Here is a 26,008-nt window from a genome sequence, read left to right on the forward strand (position 1 = left end):
AACGACACTCCACCGGAAAGGCCAGACCATGCACCCACCCCGTTTGACTCCCCTCGCGCACGCCATCGGCAGCGCTGTGATCCTGCTGTCGCTGGCACAGGCGCCGGCCATGGCGGCCGATGCCACCGCGCCGGCCACCGCGCAAACGGCCTTCAACGTGCCGGCCGGCGAGCTGTCCGCAGCCATCGCCAGCTTTGCCATCGAGGCCAAGGTCAGCGTGGGCGCGGCGGCCGAACTGCTGCAAGGCGTGCGTACGCCAGGTCTGAACGGCAGCTACACGGTGCCGCAGGCACTGGCCCGTTTGCTGACCGGCACAGGACTGGAAGCACTGCCCAGCGGGGAACGCAGCTACGTGCTGCGCAAGACGGGCGCTGCATCGCACGGCGCGCCGATTGCCGCCACCCTGGACGAAGTGGCCGTCAGCTCCAGCGCCCTGCGCGACGGCACCACGGAAGGCAAGCGCGGCTACGCAGGCCTGACCAGCGCCACGCGTTTGAACCTGTCGCTGCGCGAAACGCCGCAGGCGGTCAGCGTCATCACGCGCCAGCAGATCGACGACCAGGGTTTGCGCACCTTGCAGGACGTGCTGCTGCAGGCGCCCGGCATCACGGTCGACCATTCGTCGAGCACGCGCGAATACGACCAGGTGTTTTCACGGGGATTTGAAGTGACGTCGTACATGTTCGACGGCATCCCGACCAGCAAGAACCTGGAAGCGCGCACCTACGACATGGCCATCTACGACAGGGTCGAAATCATCCGCGGCGCGACGGGCCTGATCAGCGGCACGGGCAGCCCGTCGGCGGCCGTCAACCTGGTGCGCAAGCGCCCGGGCCGCCGCTTTGCCGCCACGGCCGGCGCGCAACTGGGATCATGGGACCGCTACCGCATCGAAGGCGATGTCTCGACGCCCTTGACTCTTGAGGGCAAGGTGCGCGCGCGCGTCGTCGCCGCGCATGAAGACCAGCGCTCCTTCATCGACCGCTACCGCCAGAAAAAGGACGTGCTGTACGCCATCGTCGAAGCGGACCTGACGCCATCGACGGTGCTCAGCGCCGGCATCAACTACCAGCAGGAAAAGCTGAAAGGCGCGGGCCGCGACTTCCCCATGTTCTATGCCGACGGCTCGCAGACCAGCTTCCCCCGCGCGATGAACGGCACGGCCGCGTGGAGCACGTACGAGCGCGAACAGAGCATGCTGTTCGCCACGCTCGACCACTATTTCGACAACGACTGGATCGCCAAGCTGGCCGTCAGCCGCAGCAGCAACCAGTACGACGCCTTGCAGGGCTTTTCCGGCAATGGCTACCCTGAGCGCGTGACGGGCGGCGGCATGCGGCTGTGGCTGGCCAACTGGCACAGCAAGCCGCAACAGACCTCGCTCGACGCCTATGTCAGCGGCCCGTTCCAGGCCTTCGGCCGCCAGCATGAACTGGTGCTGGGCGTGAGCGCCTCGGAACTCAAGACGAACAGCCCCATCTATCCGGGCTGGCGCCTCGATGGCTATGACTACACGGTGCCGGATATCCACGCCTGGAATGGCGCCATGCCGGTGCCCGACTACAGCGGCACGCGCCTGGGCAGTTCGTACGACAAGGAACAGGAAAGCGGCCTGTATGCAACCCTGCGCCTGCGCCCGACGGACGCGCTGTCGGTGATTTTTGGTGCGCGCCTGTCGTACTGGAAGCGCGACATCCGCAGCGACTATGTCAATGACACGGACCTGTACGACGCGATGCGCGAAAACGGCAAGATCACGCCGTATGCGGGCCTCGTCTACGACCTGGGCCGGCACTGGTCGGCCTACGCCAGCTACACCAGCATCTTCACGCCGCAAAGCCAGCGCGACGTCCACAGCCGTTTCCTGGCGCCGCTGGAAGGCAAGAACTATGAAGTGGGCGCGAAGGGCGAATTCTTCGGCGGCAAGCTCACCACCAGCGCCGCCCTCTTCCATCTGAAGCAGGAAAACCTGGCAGAAGCCGATCCGGGCAATGTCTGGATCATCGGCACGGGCGGCGGTTCCTACGCCTATCACACGGTCAAGGGCGCCACCACGCGCGGCGTCGAGGCGGAAGTCTCGGGCCAGCTGCGTCCCGACTGGCAACTGACGGCCAGCTATGCCTACAGCCGCATCCGCAACGCGGCTGGCGCACGCATCCAGACCAGCCAGCCGCAAGCCATGGCCAAGCTGTGGAGCACCTGGCGCCTGGCGCAAGGCGTACCGGGCCTGGTGCTGGGCGGCGGCGTGAACTGGCAGAGCGATATCTACATGGATGACCGCGGGCCGAATGGCGAACGCTTCACGCAGAAGGCGTATGCGGTGGCGGGACTGATGGCGCAGTATCAGGTCAGTGCGCAGCTGGTGGCGACCCTGAACGTCAACAATGTCTTCGACAAGAAGTACTACTCGACGGGCATGGGCGGCTACTACGGCGATCCGCGCAACGCCATGCTGTCGCTGCGCTATCAGTTCTGAATGACTTCACTACTTTTGAGCAGCACCTCGATGCCTTCGGGCGCCATGGCGCGGCCCAGGTAGTAGCCAAACGCCTCGTCGCAACCCATCTCGGCGAGCAGTTCCAGCTGCGCACCGCTTTCCACGCCGCCGGCGATGGTGCGCAGTCCGAGCGTGCGCGCCATCACCACGATGGCGCGCACCATGACGCCGTCGCCGCCCGGCTTGCCCAGGTCGTCGACGAAACACTTTTCGATCTTCACGGCATCCATGGGAAAGCGTTTCAGGTAAGTGAGTGAAGCGTCGCCCGTGCCGAAATCGCTGATGGCAATCGCCATGCCCAGCTGGCGGAACTGGCGCAGTATCAGTTCGCAGTTCTGGTTGCGGTCGATCAGGATGCCGGCGGCGATTTCCAGTTCGATGCAATGCCCCGGCACGCCGGCCGCCTCCAGCGCGGCGGCGAAATTGCGCGCGATATCGCGCTGGTAGAACTGCCGCGCCGACAGGCTGACGGACACCGTCAGCCTCTGCCCCTGCGCCATCCAGCTGCGCGCCTGTTCCACCGCCGTGGCCAGCACCCAGGCGCCCACCGGCAGGATCAAGGCGCTTTCTTCCAGCACCGGCAAAAAATCGAGCGGCATCATCAGTCCCAGTTCCGGGTGCTTCCAGCGCAGCAGCGCCTTCACGCCCGTGATCCTGCGCGTCTTCAGGTCCATGCGCGGCTGGTAGAACAGGGCGAATTCGTTGCGTTCGAGCGCATGGCGCAGGGCCGTCTCGAGGATGGTGCGCGAATACGACTGCGTCTGCATGCGCGCGGCGTAACGCAAACAAGTGCCCGGCGCGTGGCGCTTGGCCGCGTACATGGCCAGGTCGGCCTTCTCGATCAGCGCATTGACGTCGTCGTCATCGTCCGGGTACAGGGCCACGCCCACGCTGGCCGCCACCGACAGGCTGTATTCGCCGATGACGAAGGGCGCGGCGATGGCGGCGACGATCTTTTCGGCCACCCGCTCGGCATCGTGCGCCGTGCGCAGTTCCGTCAGCAGGATGATGAATTCATCGCCGCCCTGGCGTGCCACCGTGTCGACCTTGCGCACGCACTGCTGCACCCGGCGCGCGAACTCCGTCAGCACCTGGTCGCCCACGTCGTGCCCCAGGCTGTCGTTGATGGATTTGAAGCGGTCGATATCGACGAACAGCACGGCCAGCAAAGCCTGGTGGCGGCGCGCGTAGGCGATGCCGTGCTCGAAGCGGATCTGGAAATGCAGGCGGTTCGGCAAGCCCGTCAAGCCGTCGTGGTGGGCGATGAATTCCAGTTGCTGCTCGGCGCGCCGGCGCGCCGACACATCGTGCAGCAGCAGCACCGCGCCGCCCTGCGCCAGCGGCGCGCAACTGTATTGCACGTCGATGCGCTTGCCATCGAGATGGCGCAGCAGCACGGCACCGCGCGCCACCTCCAGCACTTCCTGCCGCGCCACGCAGTCGCGCACCTGGCGCGCCGCATCGACAGGCGCGCCGTCATGGAACAGCGGTAGCAGCTCGGTCACAGGCTGGCCCAGGCCATCGTCGCCCAGCAAGCCACCCATGCTGCTGGCGCGGGGATTCATGTACTGCACCACGCCATCGTGGTCGGTGCCGATGACGGCCGCCGGCAGCGCGTGCAGCAGCGCCAGCGCATCCGCCATGCGCTGCGCCTGCGCTGCCTGCAGCACCACGCCCGTCGCATGGCGCATGCGCCACATGCGCGCCGCCTGCCACTGGCAGGCCAGCAGCGCGCTCAGCACCACGGTCAGGGTCAGGCACAGCGCCAGCAGCAGCGCCGTCATGCGTCACCCGGCAGGCGGAAAGTGAAGAACATGGTTTTCCTTTGCAACGCGCGCCATGCGGCCGGGCGCAGATCCATGCGGAAAGGAAATAGTATAAGAATTTCGGCGCGATATTTGCCTGATCGGACGCCGCTTGACTGGCATCAAGCGGCGCGGGGCGGGCCTGCATCAGGTCAGCGACAGTCTCCGGATCGGCGCGGCCACGCCGGGAACGGCATGCAGTTTGAAGATGCTGACGGCGTCGGCCAGGCTGGCCGCCTGCTGCTGCAGCGCGTCCGCGGCGGCGGCGGCCTGCTCCACCAGGGCCGCGTTCTGCTGCGTCACGCCATCCATCTGGCTGATGGCGATGCTGATCTGCTCGATGCCGTCGCGCTGCTCCACGCTGGCCACGGCGATCTCGCCGATGATGGCATTCACGCGCTGCACGCTGCTGACCACATCGTCCATCGTGCGCCCCGCCTGGCCCGCCAGCACGCTGCCCTCTTCCACCGTGCGCACGGATTCGCCGATCAGCTGCTTGATTTCCATGGCCGCCGCGGCCGACCTGTGCGCCAGGCTGCGCACTTCGGTGGCCACGACGGCAAAGCCGCGTCCCTGCTCGCCCGCGCGCGCCGCTTCCACGGCCGCGTTCAGGGCCAGGATATTCGTCTGGAAGGCGATGCCGTCGATGACGGCGATGATGTCGACGATGCGCTTCGACGAGGCATTGATATGGCTCATGGTCTGCACCACCTGCGCCACGGCCTCGCCACCGCGCTGCGCCACGTCGGACGCGCCGCCGGCCAGCTGGCGCGCCTGGTCCGCGTTGTCGTTGTTCTGCCGTACGGTGGAGGTCAGCTCGATCATCGCGGCGGCCGTTTCTTCCAACGAACTGGCCTGCTCCTCCGTGCGCGAAGACAGGTCCATGTTGCCGCTGGCGATTTCGCCCGACGCCGTGGCGATGGCGTCCGTGCCGACGCGCACCCGTCCCACGATGTCGGCCAGATTGCCACTCATCACCTTCAAGGCACGCAGCAGGTCGCCGATTTCATCGCGGCTGCTGTCGGCCACCACGGCGCGCAAGTCGCCGGCCGCCACTTGCTGGGCGATGCCGACGGCCGCGCCCAGCGGCACCGTGATGCTGCGGATCAGCCACCACACGGTGACGCTGCCGACCACCAGGGTCACCAGCACGGTGGCCAGCATGGCGATGCTGGCGCTGCGGTGCGCGGCCGTATCCTGCTCCTTCATCTGCGCCATCAGGCTGTGCGACTGCTTGCCGATAGTGGCGACGATGGCGTCGATCTGGCGCGTCGGTTCGCGGTCCATGCCCTTGACCAGCGCATCGACCGTGTGGGCGCTGTCGGCGCGCGCGCCGTCATACTGCTGCAGCGCCGCCAGGTAGCTCACGCCCAGCGCGTCGTGCGCCTGCAGGGCTTGCGCCACGGGCGCCGTATCGAGTTTCAGCGCGGCCATCATGGCCTGCAAGCTGGCCAGTTCCTTGCGCGTCTGCGCGCCGCTGGCGACAAACGCTTCGCGGTAGCGCCGGAAGGCGGCAGCATCGCCGCCGCGCAGCAGGATGTTTTTCCATTCCTGCACCTGGATCTTGAATTCCACCTGCGCGCTGCGCGCCGCGTCGACCGCTTCCGTCAGGGCCACGGAGCGCTGCATGGCTTCCGCGCTGCGCGCGCTGGCCGCATCGAGTGCGCTCCAGCCGCGCACGCCAACGAATACCAGCGCTAGAAAGAAGAAGGCGCCCAACAAACCCAGGCGGATGGAGATTTTCAGATTCGCGAGTTGCATGTGTTTCTCCCGGCGGCAAGAACAGGATGGCAACAAAAGCGCCACCAAAACTATCCAATTCTCACCAAATGAAGAAATCATGCCGCGCACCCCGTGAAAAACCAAGCGGTGCTTTCGCCAGAGAAACACTTTCAGCACAGAAACAACAAATTACACGGGAAGATTGACTGTCTGGCCATATTGCCGGGCTCGCAGCATGGTCGGGCCGGCAATCTTGCCGGCAACGCTAGCGCGCCGCCGCGGCTGCGCCCGCGAACTCTTCGCGCAGCAGCGGATACAAACGCCGGTAGCGCGCCAGCCGCTCGTCGAGCATGGTGGACGCCTGCGGCGCGATCGTTTCCTGCACGGGCGGGCGCGTGCACACCTGCGCGGGCGACAAGCCCGTCACCGCCATCTGCGCCAGGCGCGCCGCGCCCAAGGTGCCGCCAGCCACGCCATGGTCGTGGCGCAGCACGTTCAGGCCCGACGCATTCGCGCACAGCTGGGCCCAGAAGCGGCTGCGCGAACCGCCACCGACGAATGACGCTTCTTCCAGCTGTGTGCCGGCACTGCGCAGGGCCGCATTGCCGTCGGCCATGGCAAAGGCCACGCCTTCCATCACGCTGTAGGCCAGTTCGGCGCGCCCGTGTTCCGTCGACAAACCAAAAAACACCCCGCGCGCCGTAGCATCGTTGTGCGGCGTGCGCTCGCCACTCAGGTAGGGCAAAAAGATCGGCGCCGTGCGCGCTTCCACGCCTTCGGCCAGCTTCACCAGTTCGCCGATGTCGGACGACTGCGTCAGCCGCGCCACCCAACTGAGGCTGGACGCGGCGCTGAGGATCACGCTCATCTGGTGCCAGCGCCCGGGCAGGCAATGGCAGAAGGCGTGCACGCCCTGGCCCGGATTGGGTGCGAAGCCATCGCTGCCGGCGAACAGCACGCCGGAGGTACCCAGCGACAGCAGACCGGCGCCCGCTTCCACCACCCCCAGGCCCACGGCGGCGGCGGCATTGTCGCCCGCGCCACCGGCCAGCAGCACCGCATGCGCGATGCCCCATTCCTGGCACAGCGCCGGGCGTATCTGCGCGGCGGCGTGGCTGCCTTCGACCAGGCGCGGCATGTGCTCGCGCGTCAAACCGGTGGCCGCCAGCATGCGCTCGGACCAGTCGCGTTTGGCCACGTCCAGCCACAGGGTGCCGGAGGCGTCGGACATGTCGGAGACGCAATCGCCCGTCAGCCGCAGCGCCACGTAATCCTTGGGCAGCAAGACTTTACTGATGGCGCGAAACAGCGACGGCTCGTACTTTTGCAGCCACAGCAACTTGGGCGCCGTGAAGCCTGGCATGGCCTGGTTGCCCGTGATGGCGCGCGACTCGGGCACCAGCGCTTCCAGTTCCACGCACTCGGCAAAGGCGCGCGTATCGTTCCACAAAATGGCCGCGCGCAGCACGTGCTGCTGCTTGTCGAGCAGCGTGGCGCCATGCATCTGGCCCGACAGCGCGATGCCGCGCAAGCCGGAAAACGCCACCGGCTGGGCGCTGCGGATGGCCGCGATCACGTCCAGCGTGGCGTGCCACCAGTCCTCCGGGTTCTGCTCCGACCAGCCGGGGTGGGGGCTGGACACGCGCAGCGTCACGCCGCTGCTGGCCAGGATGGTTTGCGCGTCGTCGGTCAGGATGGCCTTGACTTCGGAAGTGCCGATATCGATACCGAGATATGTCACGATGGTTCCATGTATAAAAGTGATTAAAGCCGGCCGTCAGGGGAAGGACTCGGGCATGTTCATGTGCAGGCAGGAGCGAAATTTCGACGGCGACATCTGCTTGTGGGCCAGGAACTGGCGGTTGAAATTGGACAGATTGTTAAAACCCGTGCGGTAGCAGATATCGGTGACCTTCATATCGGTATTCATCAGCAGCTCGCAGGCCAGCGCGATGCGCTCCTGGTTCACGTAATGGATGAAGGAGGTGCCCGTATGCTTGCGGAAGAAACGCGTGAACTTGAGCGTGTTCATTTCCGCCACGTCGGCCACGTCCTGCTCGCAAAAATCGAGCGTGATGTTCTGCTTGATGTACGCCAGCACCAGGTTGATGGTCGACGACATGTAGCGCCCCGCCTGCGCCAGATAAGTGACGCTGGCCAGTGCACGGCGTTCGCGGCAGCCGCACAGCTCGCCGAACAGGCGCGCGAACAGCTCCACCCGGCGCGGGCCTTGCGCCGTCGTCAGTTCCGCCATCAGCGGCGCCAGGCGCAAGCCCAGCGCGTCGGGAAACTGCAAGCCCCTGCCCGCCTCGCCCAGCAGAGTTTTCAGGGGCGCCATTTCCGGGAACAGCAGCGCGCAGCGGTCGATGAATTCACCGGAAAACTGCAGCACCAGGTCGCGCGCGGGCAGGCTCACGCCTTCGGCCAGCTCGCTGACCCAGTTGTGCGGCAGGTTCGGTCCCGTCAGCACCAGGTTGCCCGGCGCGTAACTGCCGATATGGTCGCCAACAAAAAACTTGCCGGTCGACGTTGTGATGATGTGCAGTTCGTACTCGGGATGGAAATGCCATTTCGCCACCACATGCGGGTAGCCGTGCGCCCACGCGCGAAACGATTCGTGTATCGGTTTGTGGATCAGTTCCAGGTCAGGCGTCACGGCGGTTCCCTTGCACAGTCTCGGTGGTTCTTATTCTAACCACTTGCCTGACCACTTAGCGCCAGGGCCAGCTCGGTGTCGGCATCGAACAGATGGATGTGTTCTTCGTCGAAAGCCAGGGCCAGCATCTGGCCCACTTGCGCCGCGCTGTTGGCAGCGTTCGCCGGCAGCAGCGCCGACAAGGTCAGTGCGCCGCACTGGAAGCTGATCAGCGCTTCCGCGCCCAGCAATTCCACCAGGTCGATCACGCACGCCAGGCCATGGCTTGCTCCACCAGGCTGCTGATCCTGCGGCGTGGCGGCACGCAAGTGGTTAGGGCGCAAGCCGAACACCACCCGCGTGCCCGACTTGAGCGTCGCGAAACGGGGCGACGTCAACGGCCAGCGGTAGCCGGAGCAAATGAGCAGGGTGCGCGCGCCATCCTTCTCGATCACGCCGTCGATGAAGTTCATGGCCGGCGTGCCGATGAAGCCGGCCGCGAACAGGGTGCGCGGATGGTTGTACAACTGGGCCGGCGTGCCGATCTGCTCGATATGCCCGCCCTTCATCAGCACCACGCGGTCGGCCAGGGTCATCGCCTCGAGCTGGTCGTGCGTCACGTACAGGGTGGTGGTGCGCAGGCGGCGGTGCAAGCGCTTGATGTCGGCACGCAGCTGCGCGCGCAGCTTGGCGTCCAGGTTCGACAGCGGTTCATCGAACAGGAATACCTGCGGCGTCTTGATCATGGCGCGCGCGATGGCCGTGCGCTGCTGCTGGCCGCCCGACATGGCGCGCGGCTTGCGATCGAGCAGGCTGTCCAGACTAAGGATGGCCGCCACCTCGCGCACGCGGCGCTCGATCTCGTCGGCCGGCACCTTCAGGCGGCGCAGGCCGAAGGCGATATTGTCGTACACCGTCATGTGCGGATACAGTGCGTAGTTCTGGAACACCATCGCCACATTGCGCTCGCGCGGCGGCAAGTCGTTGACGACGGCCCCGCCGATCAGCAACTCGCCGCCGCTGATGTCTTCCAGTCCGGCGACCATGCGCAGCAGCGTCGATTTGCCGCAGCCCGATGGCCCCAGCAGGACGATGAATTCACCGTCGTCTATCTCCAGGTCGAACGGCTGCAGCACCGCCGTCTTGTGGTCGTAAGTCTTGTGCAGCTGCCTGCAGGCGATGTTTGCCATGGTTACTCTCCTGCCAGTTCAATTTGGATCTTGACGTCGCGCGGGTGGCCCTTGGCCGCCTCCTCGAACGCCCGCACCCCGTCGGCGAAGTCGAAGGTGCGCGAGATGAAGGGTTTCACGTCGATCTTGCCCGAGGCCAGCAGCGCGATGGCGCGCGGGAAGATGTTCGCGTAGCGGAACACGGACTCGATGCGCGCTTCCTTGGCCTGGATGGCGACGATATCGAAGGGCACCTTATCGGGCGGCATGCCGACCAGTACCAGGCAGCCGTTGGGGCACAGCAGGTCGATGATGCCGTCATAGGCACGCATGCTGCCGCTGGCCTCGAAGACGATGTCGGCGCCCCAGCCTTGCGTCAGCTCGCGCACGGTATCAGCCAGGCTGGCATGACGCACGTCGAGCGTGGTCACGGCCGGATTGCCGGCGAACAGGGCCAGTTTTTCCGGCACCAGGTCGGCCAGGATCACGCGCGAGCAGCCGCCCGCCAGCGCCGCCAGGGCAGTCATCGCGCCGATGGTGCCGGCGCCGATCACCACCGCCACGTCGCCCGGCTTGATGGCTGCCTTCTTGGCCGCCTGCAGGCCGATGGCCAGCGGTTCGACGATGGCGCCTTCGCCGAAGCTGACGTTGTCGGGCAGCTTGAAGGTGAACGCGGCCGGGTGCACCACATACGGCGTGAGGCAGCCATGGATGGGCGGCGTGGCCCAAAAGCGCACGGCCGGGTCCAGGTTGTACAGGCCGCGCATGGTGGCCGGCGAATCGAACTGCGGCACGCCCGGCTCCATGCAGACGCGGTCGCCCACTGTCAGATGCGTGACTTCCGCGCCCACTTCGGCCACCACGCCGGAGGCCTCGTGGCCCAGCACCATGGGCGCTTCAACGGCGAAGGGGCCGATCTTGCCATGTTTGAAATAATGCACATCACTGCCGCAGATGCCCACCGTGTGTATCTTGATTTTCACGTCGCGCGCGCCGACGACGAGCGGCATGTCGATGTCGCGCAAGGTGATTTTTTCCGCCTGTTCCAGTACGAGTGCTTGCATGATGGTTTCCTTGTTTTTGTTTATTTATATTTATTTATGTTTGAGCATGGAGTTGAGCAGCCGTCCCAGGATGCCGACGAACAGCAGTGGCGGCAGCGCCAGCAGCACGGTGGACGCGTTCACCACGCCCCACGGCACTTCCTGGCCCATCGAGGTAAAGGCCGACGCCACCACGGGCAGGGTCATGCTCTTCGACGAGGTGAGCGCCAGCGCGATCATCAGCTCATTCCAGACCAGCACGAAGCTGAAGACGATGCCGCCCATCAGGGTCTTCGAGGCCACCGGCAAGGCCACGTGCCAGAACACCTGGTAAGGGCTGTAGCCATCCAGCGCCGCCGCTTCCTCGATCTCTTTCGGGATGCGCGCAAAGGCGGGAATCGACAGCCAGATGATGGTCGACAGGGTCACCAGCAGATACGTCACCACCATCGACAGGCGCGAGTCATACAGGCCCAGGTCGATCCAGATCGAGATCAATGGAATGGCGACGGCGACCGGCGGCAGGAAGCGCAGGGAGAGCAGGAAGAACTGGATATCCTTCTTCGCCGGGATCGGATAGCGGGCGATCGCATACGCGGCCGGCACGCCCAGCACGGCACCCAGCAACACAGCCAGGCCGACGATGGCCACGCTGTTGCCCAGGCCCGTCAGCACTTCCGGGCTGGCCAGCACCTGCCTGTAATTGGCCAGCGTCGGGGTGAAGAAAAAGCGCGGCACGGGAGTGACGATATCCATCAACTCCTTGAAGGAATTGAGCACGGCCCACAGGATGGGGAATAGCGCCACCAGCACGATCAAGGTGGTGACGGCGGTGGTGGCGACGGCGCCCAGGCCGCGCGTCATAGTCAGTTTTCCCATTTGGCGACCCGCTTCCAGAGTAAAGTAAAGATGACGGTCGTGGCCAGCATCATCAGCACGGCCATGCTGGACGCATACGAGACCTTGCCCATCAGACCGATGCCTTGCGCATACGCATACATGTCCAGCGTTTCAGTGGCGATGCCGGGGCCGCCCTTGGTCATCACGTAGATCAGGTCAAAGGAACGCAGCGACTCGACCATCTTGATGAACACCAGGCTCATGATGGGCACCTTCAGCATCGGCAGCGCGATATACGCATACACCTGCAGGGTGCCGGCGTAATCGAGGCGCGCCGCTTCCAGCGGTTCGGTGGGCAGCGTCTCCAGCAGTTTCAGGATGACGGCGCCGAAGAACAGGCCCCACTGCCAGATGTCGACCAGCGCCACCGCATACAGCGCCGTGGCGGGATCGGACAACAGGGCCGTGCCGCCCAGGCCCACGCATTCCAGCAGCCAGTTCAAAATGCCCATCAGGGGCGAATACATGAACTTCCAGATGAAGGCGGCAGAGACGCGCGGCAGCAGCACCGGCACGATCAGCAGCAGCGCGAGCAGATCGCGCGTGCGGCCCTTGATTCTCTCGAACAGGAACACGGCCAGCAGCACGCCGACGATCAGCGAGCCGGCCACGGTGACCACTTCCCAGATGGCCGACACCTGCACGGCATTGAGGAAGCGGCGGTCGCCGAACAGGCGCAGGAAATTGGCAAAACCGACATACTCGCTGTCGCTGTAGCGCAGCACGCGGTTTTGCAAGGCCAGGTTGATGGCGGCGATGCTGGGCACCAGGCCCAGTATCAGCAGGACCAGCAGCGGCAGCGTCAGAAAGACGGCCGGCAGCCAGGTGTGGCGTTTTTTACGGATGGTATGCGGCATAGGAAGTCAGCTTTCGAGCGTCATTTTTTCACCCAAAAGGCGACGACCGGGGTCGGACCCTGAGGGTCCGACCCCAGCATTTCGCCGTTGGGGGTGTTGGAACGGTACTACCGCCTTATTTGCGTTTCTGCGCGCGTTGCATCACTTCCGTCGCGTACTCGTTGGCCTCATCGAGCGCGCTTTGCACGTCGCCGCGCGTGCCCGTAAACACCTCCTCCAGCACGACGCCCAGGTTGTCGCCGATGTCCGGCCACTCGGGGCTGGGCCAGATGGTGACGCGCGAGACGGGCGTGGTGTCCGTCAGGCCCGCCTGGATCTGCGGCTTGACGTGCTTGCGGAAGTACTCGCTGGCGATGGTGCTGCTGCGGTTGTAGTCGCTGAAGACATTGTCCTTCAGGCGCGCCTGTTCCTGCTCCTTGCCCGTGGCCCAGGCAATGAACTTGCCGGCCGCCTGGCGCGTGCATTCATCCTTGGCGCCCGTGGCGGAGATGGCCAGGCCGTGGCCGTAAGCGGCCGACGGTAGCGGCGACGGAGGACGCACATAGCCCACCTTGTCGACCACCGAGGATTTTTTCGGGTCTTCCATCCAGTCGGCGAACGGCGTCGACTCGATCATGAAGGCTACCTTGCCGGACCTGAACGCTTCGAGCGCATTGCTCCAGTCGTAGGTGGCGCCGCCCGGCGGCGAATACTTGAACAGCTCGCGGTACAGGGTGGTCGCCTTGACGGCCTGCGGCGAATTGAAGGTGGGCACGCCATCCTTTTCCCACTTGCCGCCGGCGGCCAGCATGAACGGCGCCCAGCGCCAGACATTCATGCCCGAGCCGCGCTGACCGCGCGCCGCCCAGCCGTAAACATGGGGCGGGTTATTCAGTTTTTTCACGGCGGCGACCAGTTCGTCGAGCGTTTTGGGCACGGCGATGCCGGCCTTTTCCAGCAAGTCGCGGCGGTAGAACAGGAAGTCGCTGCCGCCGATCAGGGGCGCGAAATACGCCACGCCCTTGTAGGAAGCGACAGCGCGGCGGCCCGGCAGGAAGTCCTCGTAATCGGCCTCCTTGGGCAGGTATTTGAGCAGCGGCACGACCCAGCCTGCCGTGGCAAATTCGGCCACGTTGGCTTCATCGATGTAATAGATCTGGTAGGAGCCAGCCTTGGTGGAAGCGTCCAGCCTGGCCTTGGAGCGGCGGTCGTTTTCGCCGAAATAACTGATTTGTACCTTGGTGCCGTTTTTCTTTTCATACTCGGCCAGGGTCTTTTCCATCACCGTCAGCCCCAGGCTTTTTTGCGCCAGCACCTTGAGCACGGGCACCGAGCAACTTTGCGCCGAGGCGTCGGCAAACCCGGCGGACATGAGGGCGCCCCATGCAACAGCAGTCATGATTTTCATAACACGTCTCCATTTTTATAGTCCGGTGGTTTTCCACCGGTATGCCAACTATAAAAACAAAGACTGCGCACCACCACTACAAAAGGCGCGGGTTTCTAAATACTTTTTTTCACTTATGTTTCACTTCGCCGATATGGATTTGCCACCTCAATCCTGGCGAAAATCCTTGCGGTAGATATTGGTATCCTTGCCCGCCGGCGGCAGGCGCGAGAAGCGCTCGAAGCGCAAGCCCAGTTTATTGAGCAAATTGATCGATGCCTGGTTCTGCGGCGAGGTGATGCCGTACAGGGTGGGGATGCGCAGCGTGTGCCGGGCATGCCGCACGATGGCCGCCGTCGCCTCCCAGGCATAACCCTGGCCCCAGTAGGCGGGCAGCATGGCGTAGCCGATGTCGGGGCCGGGCAGGCTGTCGCGGCGTATCATGCCGCCCATGCCCATGGCCACGCCGTCGCTGCGGCGCTCGATAATGTAAAAGCAATAGCCATGCTCGCGGAACTGCGCTATCGGACCGGCTTCCAGCGCCGCGCGCGCCGCATCCACGGTATGGATGTTGCGGTCGCCGATATTGGCGATCCACGATGGCTCATTGATCAGCGCCAGGTAGAACGGCGCGTCCTCGGGCGTGAAGGTGCGCAGGCGCAGGCGGGGCGTCTCGATGACGATCATCGATTCTGTCACGGCGCCGCTCATGCCGGCCACTGCATCGGATCGGTCAGCAGCTGGTACATCACGTAGGCGTCGACATAACCCAGCTGCGCGTGGCGGAAGGCCAGCGGCAGGGTAGCGACGATGCCAAAGCCCAGCTTTTTCCACAGGGTGACGGCGCCCAGGTTGGTGCTGACGACGAAGTTGAATTGCATCGCCAGGTAGCCCGCACGGCGCGCTTCTTCCATGCAGTGCAGGCCCATCATGCGCCCCACGCCCACGCCCTGCGCGGCGGGATCGACCATGAACGAGGCGTTGGCCACGTGCGATCCATGCCCCGGCTGGTTCGCCACCAGCTTGTACATGCCCAGCAAGCGCTCGCTGCCCATCACGGCCACATAGCTTTGCACGCCGGGGCCGAACCAGTAGGCGTGGCACGCTTCACGCGTGGTATCGGCGGGGAAGGTGTAGGTGTCGCCAGCGGCCACCAGGGTCTGGAAAATCGGCCACATGGCGTCGAAGTCGGCTTCCTGGGCCGGACGGATATCAATTTCTTTCAAGGTGGTGCTCCCGATAACAAGTGATGGCAGATTGTATCAGCGCCCCAGGCGGAAATTGACCATTTCTGGCCGGCCTGGCAGTTGCAGACGCGATTGCGCGCGCGGCGCTTCGCTGACGATTTTCCCGCGGCGCAGTACCAGGCGCCGCGCCGCGCGCAGGCGCAGCGCTTCGACCGTGGAGCCGCAATCGAGGATCAGCAAGTCCGCATGGCAGCCGGGCGCGATGCCATAGCCGTCCAGGCCCAGGATGCGCGCCGGCGTCTCGGTCACGGCCAAAAAGCAGTCGTGCATCGCTTGCTGGCCCGTCATCTGCGCCACGTGCAGTCCCATGTGCGCCACTTCCAGCATGTCGCCCGAACCGAGGCTGTACCACGGGTCCATCACGCAGTCGTGGCCAAAGGCGACGGGAATGCCGGCGGCCAGCATTTCGGGCACGCGCGTCATGCCGCGCCGCTTCGGATACGTGTCGTGGCGCGCCTGCAGGGTGATGTTGATGAGGGGGTTGGCAATCGCCGCCACGCCTGCCTCGCGGATCAGGGGCAGCAGTTTGCTCACATAATAATTGTCCATCGAATGCATGGACGTCAGGTGCGAGCCCGTCACCCTGCCCTGCATGCCAAGGCGCTGGCTGTGGAAGGCCAGGGTTTCGATGTGGCGCGACAGCGGGTCGTCCGACTCATCGCAATGCATGTCCACCATCAGACCCTGTTCGCAGGCGAATTCGCACAGCAGGCGCACCGATTCGGCGCCGTCGGCCATGCTGCGCTCGAAATGCGGAATGCCGCCCACCACGTCGACGCCCATGGCAATCGACCGCTTTAAATTGTCAAAGGCGCCCGGGCTGCGCAAGATGCCATCCTGCGGGAAGGCCACCAGTTGCAGGTCGAGGTAGGGCGCCACCTGGCGCTTGACGTCGAGCAGCGCTTCCACGGCCAGCAGGCGCGGGTCGCAGATATCCACGTGCGAGCGGATGGCCAGCAAGCCGCGCGCCACGGCCCAGTCGCAATACTGCAAGGCGCGTTGCACCAGCGCGTCCTGCGTCAGCTGCGGTTTCAGCTCGCCCCACAGGGCGATGCCTTCGAGCAGGGTGCCGGAGGCATTCACGCGCGGCAAGCCGTAGCTGAGCGTGGCGTCCATGTGGAAGTGGGCGTCGACGAACGGCGGCGTGACCAGGTCGCCGGCGGCGTCGATCTCCTGCGCGCCCTGCACGGGCAAGGCAGGGCCGACGGCGGCGATGCGGCCGTCCTCGATGGCGATATCGATGGCACGGCGCCCATCGGGCATGCTGGCATTGCGGATGACTAGGTCCATGCGGACACTCCTTCGGTTGACTACGGTATCTGTTGCTTCCAGTGCACTGCCATCTTCTCGCTCAAGGATGTTGCAGTGCACGAATATACTCGCTGGCAAAAACGTAGCCATAGATTCGCTGACAACACCTTGCGCGTGCGCAAACTTCCCGCAAATGCTGCCGGGCGCATGAATAGGGCAAGCATGTGCCGCGCGGGTTGAATAAAATAACTTTCAACTAACTCGAATCACCGCTAGAATATTCATATTGCGTTGCATCATAAAAAGTCCATGATTAGCTGTTCAGCACGCTACCCACTTTACAAAACGCGGCCAACTCTGGTTTTCGGGATTTTGCAGAGCGTTTTGCCAGCATTTTAATCCGTACAAAGGAGTAAATATGTTTCCGCTTCCAGAACAATTTTCCAGCGCCGCCAAGTCGCAACTGGAAAGCCAGCTGCAAATCTTCAGCACCCTGACCAACAAAGTCTTCGAAAGCGCCGAGAAAATCATCGCCCTGAACCTGAACGCAGGCAAGGCCGCCATCTCGCATACGGCAGAAACGGCGCAGCACCTGCTGGAAACGCAGGACCCGCGCGACTTCTTCAGCTACAGCACCAGCCAGGCCCAGCCGAGTATCGAAAGCGTGCTGGCGTATAGCCGCCAGCTGTTCGGCATCGCTTCGAGCACCCAGGCTGAATTGCTGGCCTCGGCCAAGGCCCGCCTCGATGCGGCCGCCCCTGCCGTCCCCGCCGCGGTCAAGCCGGCGCCGGCTGTCGTCGCGCCTGCGCCCAAGCCGACCGCCGCACCGGCACCAGTGGCAACAGCACCTGCGCCCGCCGCCAAGCCTGCGCCAGTCAAGCCGGTCGAAGTGGCCAAGCCTGTCGCCAAGGCAGCACCCGCCCCCGCCCCCATTGCGGCGCCAGCAGCCAAGCCAGCCGCAGCACCGGCCAAGGTTGCAGAGAAGGTCGCCGACAAGCCCGCCGTGAAAGCCGTCGACGCCAAGCCAGTGGCCAAGCCGGAAGCGGCCAAACCCGCACCCGCACCTGTACCCGCCGCCGCCGCGCCAGCGAAAGCCGCCGCACCAGCGCCAGCAAAGCAGGCCGCGAAACCATTTCCTTCCAGCAAACCAGTCGCCAAACCGGCCAGCGCCGCCGGCAAGACCGTGGCCAAGGTTGCCGTGAAGCACGCCCCTGCGCCAGCCGCCAAGCCGTCAGCCAAGGCAGCCCCCAAGGGCGCGCCATCGAAACAGCTCGACATGCTGGGCGGCGGCAAAGGCAACGGCCGCAAGTAAGCCGCGCGCACGGCACTGATGCAGCAAAACAACGGGCTACGGCCCGTTTTTTGCGTGCCCGTCCACAGCGCGCTTTTCCGCCTTGTTGTATCCTACGCGTACTTTCCGTCCGCGTGCCCGTCCTTCCGCCCCGCGACACCCCATTACTCAAAACAAAAGGTAACCATGAGTTTATCGAGGCTCATCGCCGGCTTCGTGCGTCAGCATTGGCCGGCGTATGCCGCCGCCGCCGTCATGCTGACCGGCGTGGCGACACTGACCGTCTGGATCCCGCGCCGCGTGGGCGCCATCATCGACGCCCTGGCCGCGCACCGCATGACGGCCGCCGAACTGTGGCTTGAGCTGCTGACCCTGCTCGCCGTCGGCGTCGTCATCTACTTTCTGCGCGTGGGCTGGCGCATCACCCTGTTCAAGGCCGCCTACCAGCTGGGCGTGATGCTGCGCACGCGCTTCTACACGCGCATGTCGCAGCAGGGCGCGTCGTTTTACCAGAACCAGCGCACGGGCGACCTGATGGCGCTGGCGACGAACGACATCGATGCCATCGAAATGGCCGCCGGCGAAGCCATGCTGGCCGGCTTCGACGGCACCTTGACCTTGCTGATGGTGCTGGGCATCATGCTGCTGGGCGTGGACTGGCGCCTGGCCTGCATCGCCCTCTTGCCCTTCCCGCTGATGGGACTGGCCTTCTGGCGCATTTCCAGCCATATCCACACGGCGTCCACGGATTCATTAAAGCGCTTTTCCGCGCTGAACGACCATGTGCAGGAATCGCTGTCGGGCGTGCGCACCCTGCGCGCGCTGGGCCTGGAAGAGCGCAGCAGCGCCCAGTTCTCCACCCTGGCCGGCCATGCGGCCAACGCCAGCCTGACGGCGCAGCGCTGGGAGGCGGCGTATGAACCGGCCGTCGGCCTGACCCTGACGGCCGCCACCGCGCTGACCCTGGGCCTGGGCGGCTACCTCGTATGGCAAGACCAGTTGACCATCGGCGCGCTGACAAGCTTTTCCATGTATCTGGGCCAGCTGATCTGGCCCATGTTCGCCGCCGGCTGGGTGCTCTCATTGATCGAACGGGGCCGCGCCGCCTGGCAGCGCTTGCAACCCATGTTAGATGCGCCGCTGGCCATCGACGACCACGGAACGATTGATACGCTGACGCCCGGCCCATTGCAACTGACGGACATCGGCTTCGCCTACGCGGGCCAGACGGCGCCGGCCCTGTCCGGTATTTCGCTGCTGTTGCAGCCGGGCCAGACTCTGGGCCTGGTCGGCCCCACGGGCAGCGGCAAGTCAACCCTGCTGCGCGTGCTGCTGCGCCAGGTCACGCCGCAATCGGGCACGGCCACGTGGAGCGGCCAGCCGCTCGACGCCTACACCCTGCATGCGCTGCGCGCGGCCATCAGCTGGGTGCCGCAGGAATCGTTCCTGTTCTCCGCCAGCATCGCCGACAATATCGCCCTGGCCCGTCCCGGCGCCACGCGCGAGGACGTGGAACGGGCGGCGCAGCTGGCCGACATCCATGCCGATATTTTGCAATTCCCCGATGGCTATGCCACCCACGTGGGCGAAAAGGGCATCACCCTGTCCGGCGGCCAGCGCCAGCGCGTGGCGATCGCCCGCGCGCTCCTGGCCGACAACGGCTTGCTGCTGCTCGACGATGCCTTATCCGCCGTCGATACGGGCACGGAAACGCGCATCCTGCAACACCTGGAAGAACTGCGCCGCAAGCGTCCCGAGCGCAGCGCCATCATCGCCAGCCACCGCCTGAGCGCCGTCGTCAACGCCGACCTGATCCTGGTGCTGCGCGATGGCCACGTGACGGAAACGGGCAACCACGACGCGCTGATGCAGCGCGATGGCTGGTACGCCAGCCAGTGGCGCTATCAACAACTGGAGGCCAGCCTCGATGCCATCTAAGAACGATCAAGCCACCACCACGCCATCCGTGCGCCGCCAGGCCGTGCAAGCGATCGGCCTGCTGCGGCGCGCCGCCGCGCCCGATCTGCGCCATTTATATTGGGCCACCTTCTGGCTGATCCTCGCCGCCGCCCTCGAAGTGACGGGGCCGATTTTGGGCAAGGCCCTGATCGACCAGCATCTGCTGCCGCGCCACCTGGACTGGACGCGCATGTCGCTGCTGCTGGGCGGCTGCCTGCTGACGGGCTGGGTCGCTTCCGGCCTGCGCTACCTGCAGCTGGTGCGCCTGTCCGGCCTGGCCATGCGCTCGGTGCAGCGCCTGCGCGAAACCGTGTATCAGCACGTGCTGCGCCTGCCCATGGCCTTTTTCGACCGCGCCATCACGGGCCAGCTGGTCAGCCGCGTCACCAACGACACGGAAGCGGTGAAATCGCTGTACGTGCAGGTGCTGTTCGTCATCCTCGACAGCTCCATCGTTTTGGTCGGCACCATGGCCGCCATGGCCTTCCTCGACTGGCGCTTGATGCTGATCGTGCTGGCCCTGCTACCGGCCGTGCTGCTCATCGTCTTCCTGTACCAGCGCTGGAGCGCGCCGGCCGTCACGCGCGCGCGCGCCCTGCGCAGCGAGATCAACGGGCAGATCGCCGAATCGATCGGTGGCATGAGCGTGCTGCAGGCGAATAACGCGGAAAAGCGCTTCGGCCAGCGCTTCACGGGCATCAACCAGGACCACTACACGGCGCGCATGCAGGAATTGCGCGCCAACGCATGGCTGCTGCGCCCCGCGCTCGACATGCTCAACATCGTGCTGCTGGCCGTCGTCATCTTCAGCTTCGGCCAGCGCGAGATGGGCGCCCTGGAAGTGGGCGTGCTGTATGCGTTCATCAGCTATATCGCGCGCGTGATCGAGCCGCTGATCCAGATCACCATGCAGTTCAGCCAGCTGCAGCAGTCGGTGGTGGCGACGGCACGCGTCTCGGCCCTGCTGGACGAAGCGCAGGCGCTGGAACACGCGCAGGGAAGGGAAACACCGGCCCTGCGGCAGGACACAGCGGACAGCGACGTGCCCGCCGTGGACATCGCGCACCTGACCTTCGCCTACGTGGAAAACCAGCCCGTGCTGCACGACCTGTCGCTGAGCATTCCGCAGGGCGCGTTTTTTGGCATCGTCGGCCACACGGGCAGCGGCAAGTCGACTTTGCTCTCGCTGCTGCTGCGCTTTTATCCCGTCACGCAGGGCAGCATCGCCATCAATGGCGTCGCCCTCGACAGCATCGACAACGAGCACTTCCGCGCCGACGTGGGCCTGGTGCCGCAAGACCCCTTCCTGCTGGCCGCGTCGGCGCGCGAAAACATCGACATGGGCCGCGGCTACACGCAGGCGCAGATCGAGACGGCGGCGCGCGCCGCGCATGCGCACGACTTCATCGCCGCGCTGGAACACGGCTACGATACGCCGCTGGGCGAAGGCGGCTCGCGCCTGTCGTCGGGGCAGAAGCAGCTGATCGCGATTGCCCGCGCGCTGGCCGGCCAGCCGCGCATTTTGCTGCTGGACGAGGCAACGTCGCGCATCGATAGCCAGACGGAGCAGATCGTGCAGCTGGCCCTCAACGAGTTGCGCGGCAAGGTGACCATCATCGCCATCGCGCACCGCCTGTCGACGATTCGCGAGGCCGACCGGATCATCGTGCTCAATCACGGCCGCATCACGGAAGCGGGGCCGCACGAGGAACTGATGCAGATCGAAGGCGGTTTGTACCAGCGCCTGTACCTGCTGCAGCAACTGGCAATTTGATAGGCACGGGCGCCGTTGCGCGGCGCCACTTTTTTTCTGTACGGCATTAAAAATGCCGTACAGACGGGAGTATATTCATCTGGCGGGCAGCGCCGACGGCCCCAACCATACTTCCGGGGGCACCATGCGCAGCAAACTGTCGATCAGGAATATCTTTGCCGCCATCTTCCTGCTTAGCCTGGCACTCTCCATCGTCAGCCTGCTGGCCCTGTTCCGCGTCGCCACCAAACAGGCCGAAGCGAACCAGGTCACTGAAACGCGCTTCCAATCCTATCTGCTGGCCGATGAATTGCGGCAAAGCTCGGACGACCTGACCCGGCTGGCCCGCACCTACGTCGTCACGGGCGACGCCAGCTACGAGCAGCAATACATGGACATCCTCGACATCCGCAACGGCAAGAAGCCGCGCCCCGCCCACTACGAACGTATCTACTGGGACTTCGTGGCGGCGGGCATGCCCGTGCCGCCGTCGACGGGCCCCAGCGTGCCACTGGCCGAACTGATGCGCAAAGCCGGCTTCAGCGAGCAGGAATTTGCCAAACTGCAAGAGGCCCAGGCCAATTCCGACGGCCTGGTGAAGACCGAGGTGATCGCCATGAACGCCGTCAAGGGCTTGTTCGACGACGGCAGTGGCAACTTTACCAGGAAGGGTCCGCCCGACCTGGAAATGGCCCGCACCATCATGCATGATGCCCAATACCACCGCAACAAGGGCAAGATCATGCAGCCGGTGAATGAATTTCTCACCCTGCTGGACCAGCGCACCAGCGCGGCCGTGCAGACGGCGACGGGCGGCACCATGGCGGCCTATTCCGTCACCGTCGGCGTGCTGCTGGTATCGGTCATGGTTTCACTGCTGTGCCTGTTCCTCGTGTACCGCCACATCAAGCGCAACCTGGACCAGGCGATCGCCACGGCGCAATTGATCGCCGGCGGCGACTTGAGCATCGATGCCGTCATCGAACGGGCCGACGAAATCGGCGTGCTGCTCCACGCGATGAACACCATCAACGCCAACCTGACGGGGCTGATCGGCGACATCCGCAGCAGCACCGGCGAAATGTCGGTGGCCACGCACGAAATCGCGCTGGGCAATGCCGACCTGTCGGCGCGTACTGAAGCGCAAGCCAGTTCCCTCGAAGAAACGGCCAGTTCGATGGAAACGCTGACGGCGACGGTGCGGCAAAACGCCAGCAACGCCGGCGAGGCAAACCAGCTGGCCGCCACCGCCTCGGCCGTCGCCGTGCAGGGCGGCGCCGTCGTCGCCCAGGTGGTCAACACGATGGGCGCCATCAAGGAAAGTTCGAGCCAGATCGCCGACATCATCGGCGTCATCGACGGCATCGCCTTCCAGACCAACATCCTGGCCTTGAACGCCGCCGTCGAGGCGGCGCGGGCAGGCGAACAGGGACGCGGCTTCGCCGTCGTCGCCGGCGAGGTGCGCAGCCTGGCCCACCGCAGCGCTGCCGCCGCCCAGGAAATCAAGACCCTGATCGGCGCCTCCGTGGAACGGGTCGACGCCGGCAGCAAGCTGGTCGACGAGGCGGGGCGCACCATGGCGCTGGTGGTGGAATCGATCCAGAAGGTGGCCGCCATCATGAACGAAATCACCAGCGCCAGCCACGAGCAAAGCGCGGGGATCAGCGAGGTCAACCAGGCGGTCACGCAGATGGACAACATCACGCAACAGAACGCCGCCCTGGTCGAACAGGCGGCGGCCGCTGCCGAAAGCCTGCAGGAACAGGCACAAGCCCTGACCGCGGCCGTCGCCATCTTCCGCCTGAAAGGCAGCCCGCCGGCCACGGCCGCCCTGGCCCTGCGCTGACGTGCTGCCAAAGTGTGCACTTTCGCAAAAATCTGCACACAGCATGATATTTCTTGATTGCAACATCATATAATCATTGCAAACAGGCATGGTCATTGCGGGGGCGGGACGTTGGCAGGCAGACACACACGGGCATCGTGGCGAAGGGCGCATTGGCTGCTGGTATTGGCCTGCCTGCTGCCGCCTGCCGTTCAGGCCCAGGTCGGCAACCTTGAGCAGCATATCGCTGCCGTGCGCGAAGATGGCCGTTTCGTGCCCGCGCGCGCCCTGCAGCGCCTGCAAGAGGTGGAAACGCAGGCGCGCAGCGCGCCCCTGCCAGTGCGCGCGGAATTCCTTACCCAACTGAGCAACGCCCGCATGCGCCTGGGGCAGAACGATATCGCCATGCAGCTGGCCGAAGAACTGATCGCCTACGCCCGCATGAACAAGAGCGACGTGGCGCTGGCGAAAGGCATGCTCAACAAGGCCTACATCACGTTTGCCAGGAACGAAGGCCGCGCTTCGCATCTGCTGGCCTTCGAAGCGGAAAAGATCGCCGACCGCACGGATGACTTGCCCGTGCGCGTGCAGGCCACCATCAGCGCAGGCCAGTCGTGGGCCGAGGAAGGCAATTTCCCGTTTGCGCTGGCCAAGCTGCAGGCGGCCGTCGACCTGGCGCGCCAGAGCAATTCCCCCTCCAGCCTGGCCGCCGCCCTGAATGCCCTCACCCGGCTGTACACGCAAATGCGCGAATACGACAAGGGCTTCGAAGTGCTCGACGAGCTGCTCGCCGTCTCCGCCACCCTGGCATCGCCGGGCCGCATGGCGCAGGCGAAGAATACGGAGTACGGGCTGGCGCTCGACGCGCAACAGCCGCAACGGGGCCAGCGCGCCCTGCTGGCGGCCCTGGCGCTGGAACGCCAGCTGGACGCCCGCGGCATGGTGGCCGTTACCCTCGTCAATCTGTCGGACAGCTATCTGAAGGAAGGCGACTACGCACGCGCCCTGGGCCATGCGAATGAAGCCATCACGGCGGCTCGCCTGGTCAATAATGAACAGGTGGAGGCGACGGCACGCCTGAACATCGGCCAGGCGCTGATCGGCCAGGGACGTTTACAGGAAGGCAAGCAAAGCGTAGCCACGGGCCTGGCCTACTACGAGCGCACGGCCAACCAGCCGGACATGCAGGCCGTGCTGCTGGAATACGGCATGGCGCTGGAAAAGGCGGGCGACATGCGCGGCGCCGTCACGGCCTACCATCGCGAGCGGGGCATTTCCAACCAGCTGTTCGAAAAGCAGCGACAGAAGGCCGTGTATGAATTACAGGAAAAATATGAAGCGGAAAAGAAGCAGCGCCAGATCGAGCTGCTCAGCCGCGAAAATCAGCTGAAAAGCACGGAAATCGACAACCGCCGCCTGCAACAGCGCGTGTGGTGGCTGCTGGCGCTGGTGCTGGCCATGGCGTCCGTCATCGTCGGCTTGCTGTACCGCAAGGTGCGCCACGCGAACGTGCAGCTGAAGGTGAAGAACCAGGAACTCAAGCGCCAGAGCTCGCGCGACCCGCTGACGGCCCTGTACAACCGCCGCCACTTCCAGGAATTCATGCGCAACCATGCGGGCAAGCCGCTGCCAGCCACCGGCGACGCCGATGTCGTGGGGGCACTGTTCCTGCTCGATGTCGACCATTTCAAGCACATCAACGACCGCTACGGCCATGCGGCGGGTGACCTTGTGCTGACGACGATCGCCGAAACGCTGCACGATGTGCTGCGCGAAACGGACATGATCGTGCGCTGGGGCGGCGAGGAATTCCTCGCCTTCCTGCCCGCCGTCGCGCGGGACGGCCTCGACGATATCGCGCGGCGCATCCTCAACGGCATGGCGGCGCAAGTCATCCACTACCAGGGACAGGCCATCGAGGTGCACGTGTCCGTGGGCTTTGCGCCCTATCCGCTGGCGCCGCTGGGACGGCCGCTCACGTGGGAACGCAGTGTCAACCTGATCGACATGGCGCTGTACCTGGCCAAGGCGCACGGGCGCAACCGGGCGTATGGCTTGCGCGGTTTTCAGCAAGTGGAAAGAACGACCCTGGAAGCGGTGGAGCAAGACCTGGAACGCGCGTGGCGCGACGGCTATGTCGATTTGAGCGTGGTGCTGGGGGGAACGGACGGGATGGACAGTAGCAATACAGGAACAGCGGCGCATGGCAAGCAGGCAGGCGCCAGCGATGGCGTCGCGGCAGCAGCCATCATCTGACGGCTGCCGCGGGCTGGCGCGCTTATTGCAAGTATTACTTGTGCGCGGCGTCCTGCATCTTTTCGCCGGCTTTTTCCACTTTCTTGCCGACGGCATCGGCCGCTTCGCTCATTTTCTTGTCGGCGTCAGCGGCAACCTGATCCATCTTGGCGCCCGTCTCGGAAGCGGCCTGGCTCACGGCGGCGTCGGCTTTGCTAGCGGCGGCCTTGATGTCGGCTTCAGCCTTGGCAGCGGCCGCATCGATCTTCTGGCCAGCTTGTTCCGCAGGACCGGCGGCGACATCGCTCTTCTTCTGGCAGGCAGCCAGTGCCACAACCATCATCCCGGCGGCGCACACGGTCATCCAATTTTTGCTTACTTTCATGATATTCCCTTTCATTGTTATCAAAAGACACAGATCAGTTCGCAATATACACCTGCCTAAAATTTTCT

19 protein-coding genes are annotated in these 26,008 nt (G+C 64.8%); 6 read left to right on the forward strand and 13 right to left on the reverse strand.

What is annotated here, in order from left to right:
• Positions 1 to 28: 28 nt before the first annotated feature.
• On the forward strand, positions 29 to 2,476 hold the full coding sequence (locus O0882_RS04290) for a TonB-dependent receptor (RefSeq protein ID WP_289945600.1): 2,448 nt from the start codon (positions 29 to 31) through the stop codon (positions 2,474 to 2,476).
• On the opposite strand, the gene O0882_RS04295 is transcribed toward O0882_RS04290, so the two are convergent.
• The 12 genes from O0882_RS04295 to O0882_RS04350 form a co-directional block, all read right to left on the reverse strand.
• On the reverse strand, positions 2,467 to 4,281 hold the full coding sequence (locus tag O0882_RS04295) for an EAL domain-containing protein (protein ID WP_289945602.1): 1,815 nt from the start codon (positions 4,279 to 4,281) through the stop codon (positions 2,467 to 2,469). The genes O0882_RS04290 and O0882_RS04295 overlap by 10 nt on opposite strands.
• A 168-nt stretch (positions 4,282 to 4,449) precedes the next feature.
• Positions 4,450 to 6,063, reverse strand: a complete 1,614-nt coding sequence (locus O0882_RS04300) for a methyl-accepting chemotaxis protein (RefSeq protein WP_289945604.1) — start codon at positions 6,061 to 6,063, stop codon at positions 4,450 to 4,452.
• A gap of 226 nt (positions 6,064 to 6,289) precedes the next feature.
• The gene (gene xylB / locus O0882_RS04305) at positions 6,290 to 7,765 is read right to left on the reverse strand and encodes a xylulokinase (RefSeq protein ID WP_289945607.1); all 1,476 of its coding nucleotides are present in this window, start codon (positions 7,763 to 7,765) and stop codon (positions 6,290 to 6,292) included.
• A gap of 36 nt (positions 7,766 to 7,801) precedes the next feature.
• On the reverse strand, positions 7,802 to 8,680 hold the full coding sequence (locus tag O0882_RS04310) for an AraC family transcriptional regulator (protein ID WP_289945608.1): 879 nt from the start codon (positions 8,678 to 8,680) through the stop codon (positions 7,802 to 7,804).
• A gap of 35 nt (positions 8,681 to 8,715) precedes the next feature.
• On the reverse strand, positions 8,716 to 9,849 hold the full coding sequence (ugpC, locus tag O0882_RS04315; protein ID WP_289945610.1) for a sn-glycerol-3-phosphate ABC transporter ATP-binding protein UgpC: 1,134 nt from the start codon (positions 9,847 to 9,849) through the stop codon (positions 8,716 to 8,718).
• Between the two features lie 2 nt (positions 9,850 to 9,851).
• A complete protein-coding gene (locus O0882_RS04320; RefSeq protein WP_289945613.1) occupies positions 9,852 to 10,892 on the reverse strand; it encodes an NAD(P)-dependent alcohol dehydrogenase in 1,041 nt (346 codons plus the stop codon).
• Positions 10,893 to 10,922: 30 nt separating this feature from the next.
• A complete protein-coding gene (locus O0882_RS04325; protein WP_289945615.1) occupies positions 10,923 to 11,750 on the reverse strand; it encodes a carbohydrate ABC transporter permease in 828 nt (275 codons plus the stop codon).
• Positions 11,738 to 12,628, reverse strand: coding sequence for a sugar ABC transporter permease (locus tag O0882_RS04330; RefSeq protein WP_289945617.1), 891 nt, complete (start codon positions 12,626 to 12,628; stop codon positions 11,738 to 11,740). The genes O0882_RS04325 and O0882_RS04330 overlap by 13 nt, the downstream gene beginning before the upstream one ends.
• A 115-nt stretch (positions 12,629 to 12,743) precedes the next feature.
• A complete protein-coding gene (locus O0882_RS04335; RefSeq protein ID WP_289946825.1) occupies positions 12,744 to 14,006 on the reverse strand; it encodes a sugar ABC transporter substrate-binding protein in 1,263 nt (420 codons plus the stop codon).
• A gap of 156 nt (positions 14,007 to 14,162) precedes the next feature.
• A complete protein-coding gene (locus tag O0882_RS04340) occupies positions 14,163 to 14,705 on the reverse strand; it encodes a GNAT family N-acetyltransferase (protein WP_289945620.1) in 543 nt (180 codons plus the stop codon).
• On the reverse strand, positions 14,702 to 15,220 hold the full coding sequence (locus O0882_RS04345; RefSeq protein WP_289945622.1) for a GNAT family N-acetyltransferase: 519 nt from the start codon (positions 15,218 to 15,220) through the stop codon (positions 14,702 to 14,704). The genes O0882_RS04340 and O0882_RS04345 overlap by 4 nt, the downstream gene beginning before the upstream one ends.
• Positions 15,221 to 15,256: 36 nt before the next feature.
• Complete coding sequence (locus tag O0882_RS04350; RefSeq protein WP_289945625.1) at positions 15,257 to 16,531, reverse strand: amidohydrolase family protein; 1,275 nt, start codon at positions 16,529 to 16,531, stop codon at positions 15,257 to 15,259.
• Positions 16,532 to 16,910: 379 nt separating this feature from the next.
• Between O0882_RS04350 and O0882_RS04355 the strand changes: the two genes are divergently transcribed.
• The 5 genes from O0882_RS04355 (at position 16,911) to O0882_RS04375 (ending at position 25,576) form a co-directional block, all read left to right on the forward strand.
• Entirely contained in the window at positions 16,911 to 17,804 is an 894-nt protein-coding gene (locus O0882_RS04355) for a phasin family protein (RefSeq protein WP_289945627.1), read from the forward strand.
• 165 nt (positions 17,805 to 17,969) lie between these two features.
• Positions 17,970 to 19,721: an ABC transporter transmembrane domain-containing protein gene (locus O0882_RS04360; RefSeq protein ID WP_289945629.1), complete on the forward strand. Its 1,752-nt coding sequence runs from the start codon at positions 17,970 to 17,972 to the stop codon at positions 19,719 to 19,721.
• Positions 19,711 to 21,516, forward strand: coding sequence for an ABC transporter transmembrane domain-containing protein (locus O0882_RS04365; protein ID WP_289945632.1), 1,806 nt, complete (start codon positions 19,711 to 19,713; stop codon positions 21,514 to 21,516). The genes O0882_RS04360 and O0882_RS04365 overlap by 11 nt, the downstream gene beginning before the upstream one ends.
• A gap of 124 nt (positions 21,517 to 21,640) precedes the next feature.
• On the forward strand, positions 21,641 to 23,341 hold the full coding sequence (locus tag O0882_RS04370) for a methyl-accepting chemotaxis protein (RefSeq protein ID WP_289945634.1): 1,701 nt from the start codon (positions 21,641 to 21,643) through the stop codon (positions 23,339 to 23,341).
• A 165-nt stretch (positions 23,342 to 23,506) separates the two neighbouring features.
• Positions 23,507 to 25,576 (forward strand): GGDEF domain-containing protein, encoded by a 2,070-nt coding sequence (locus tag O0882_RS04375; protein WP_354670241.1) that lies wholly within the window; start codon positions 23,507 to 23,509, stop codon positions 25,574 to 25,576.
• A 34-nt stretch (positions 25,577 to 25,610) separates the two neighbouring features.
• Here the strand turns inward: O0882_RS04375 and O0882_RS04380 are convergent, their stop codons facing one another.
• Positions 25,611 to 25,940 (reverse strand): hypothetical protein, encoded by a 330-nt coding sequence (locus tag O0882_RS04380; protein ID WP_289945636.1) that lies wholly within the window; start codon positions 25,938 to 25,940, stop codon positions 25,611 to 25,613.
• Positions 25,941 to 26,008 lie beyond the last annotated feature (68 nt).

The organism is Janthinobacterium sp. SUN073 (assembly GCF_030397665.1).
Taxonomy (GTDB): Bacteria; Pseudomonadota; Gammaproteobacteria; order Burkholderiales; family Burkholderiaceae_D; genus Janthinobacterium.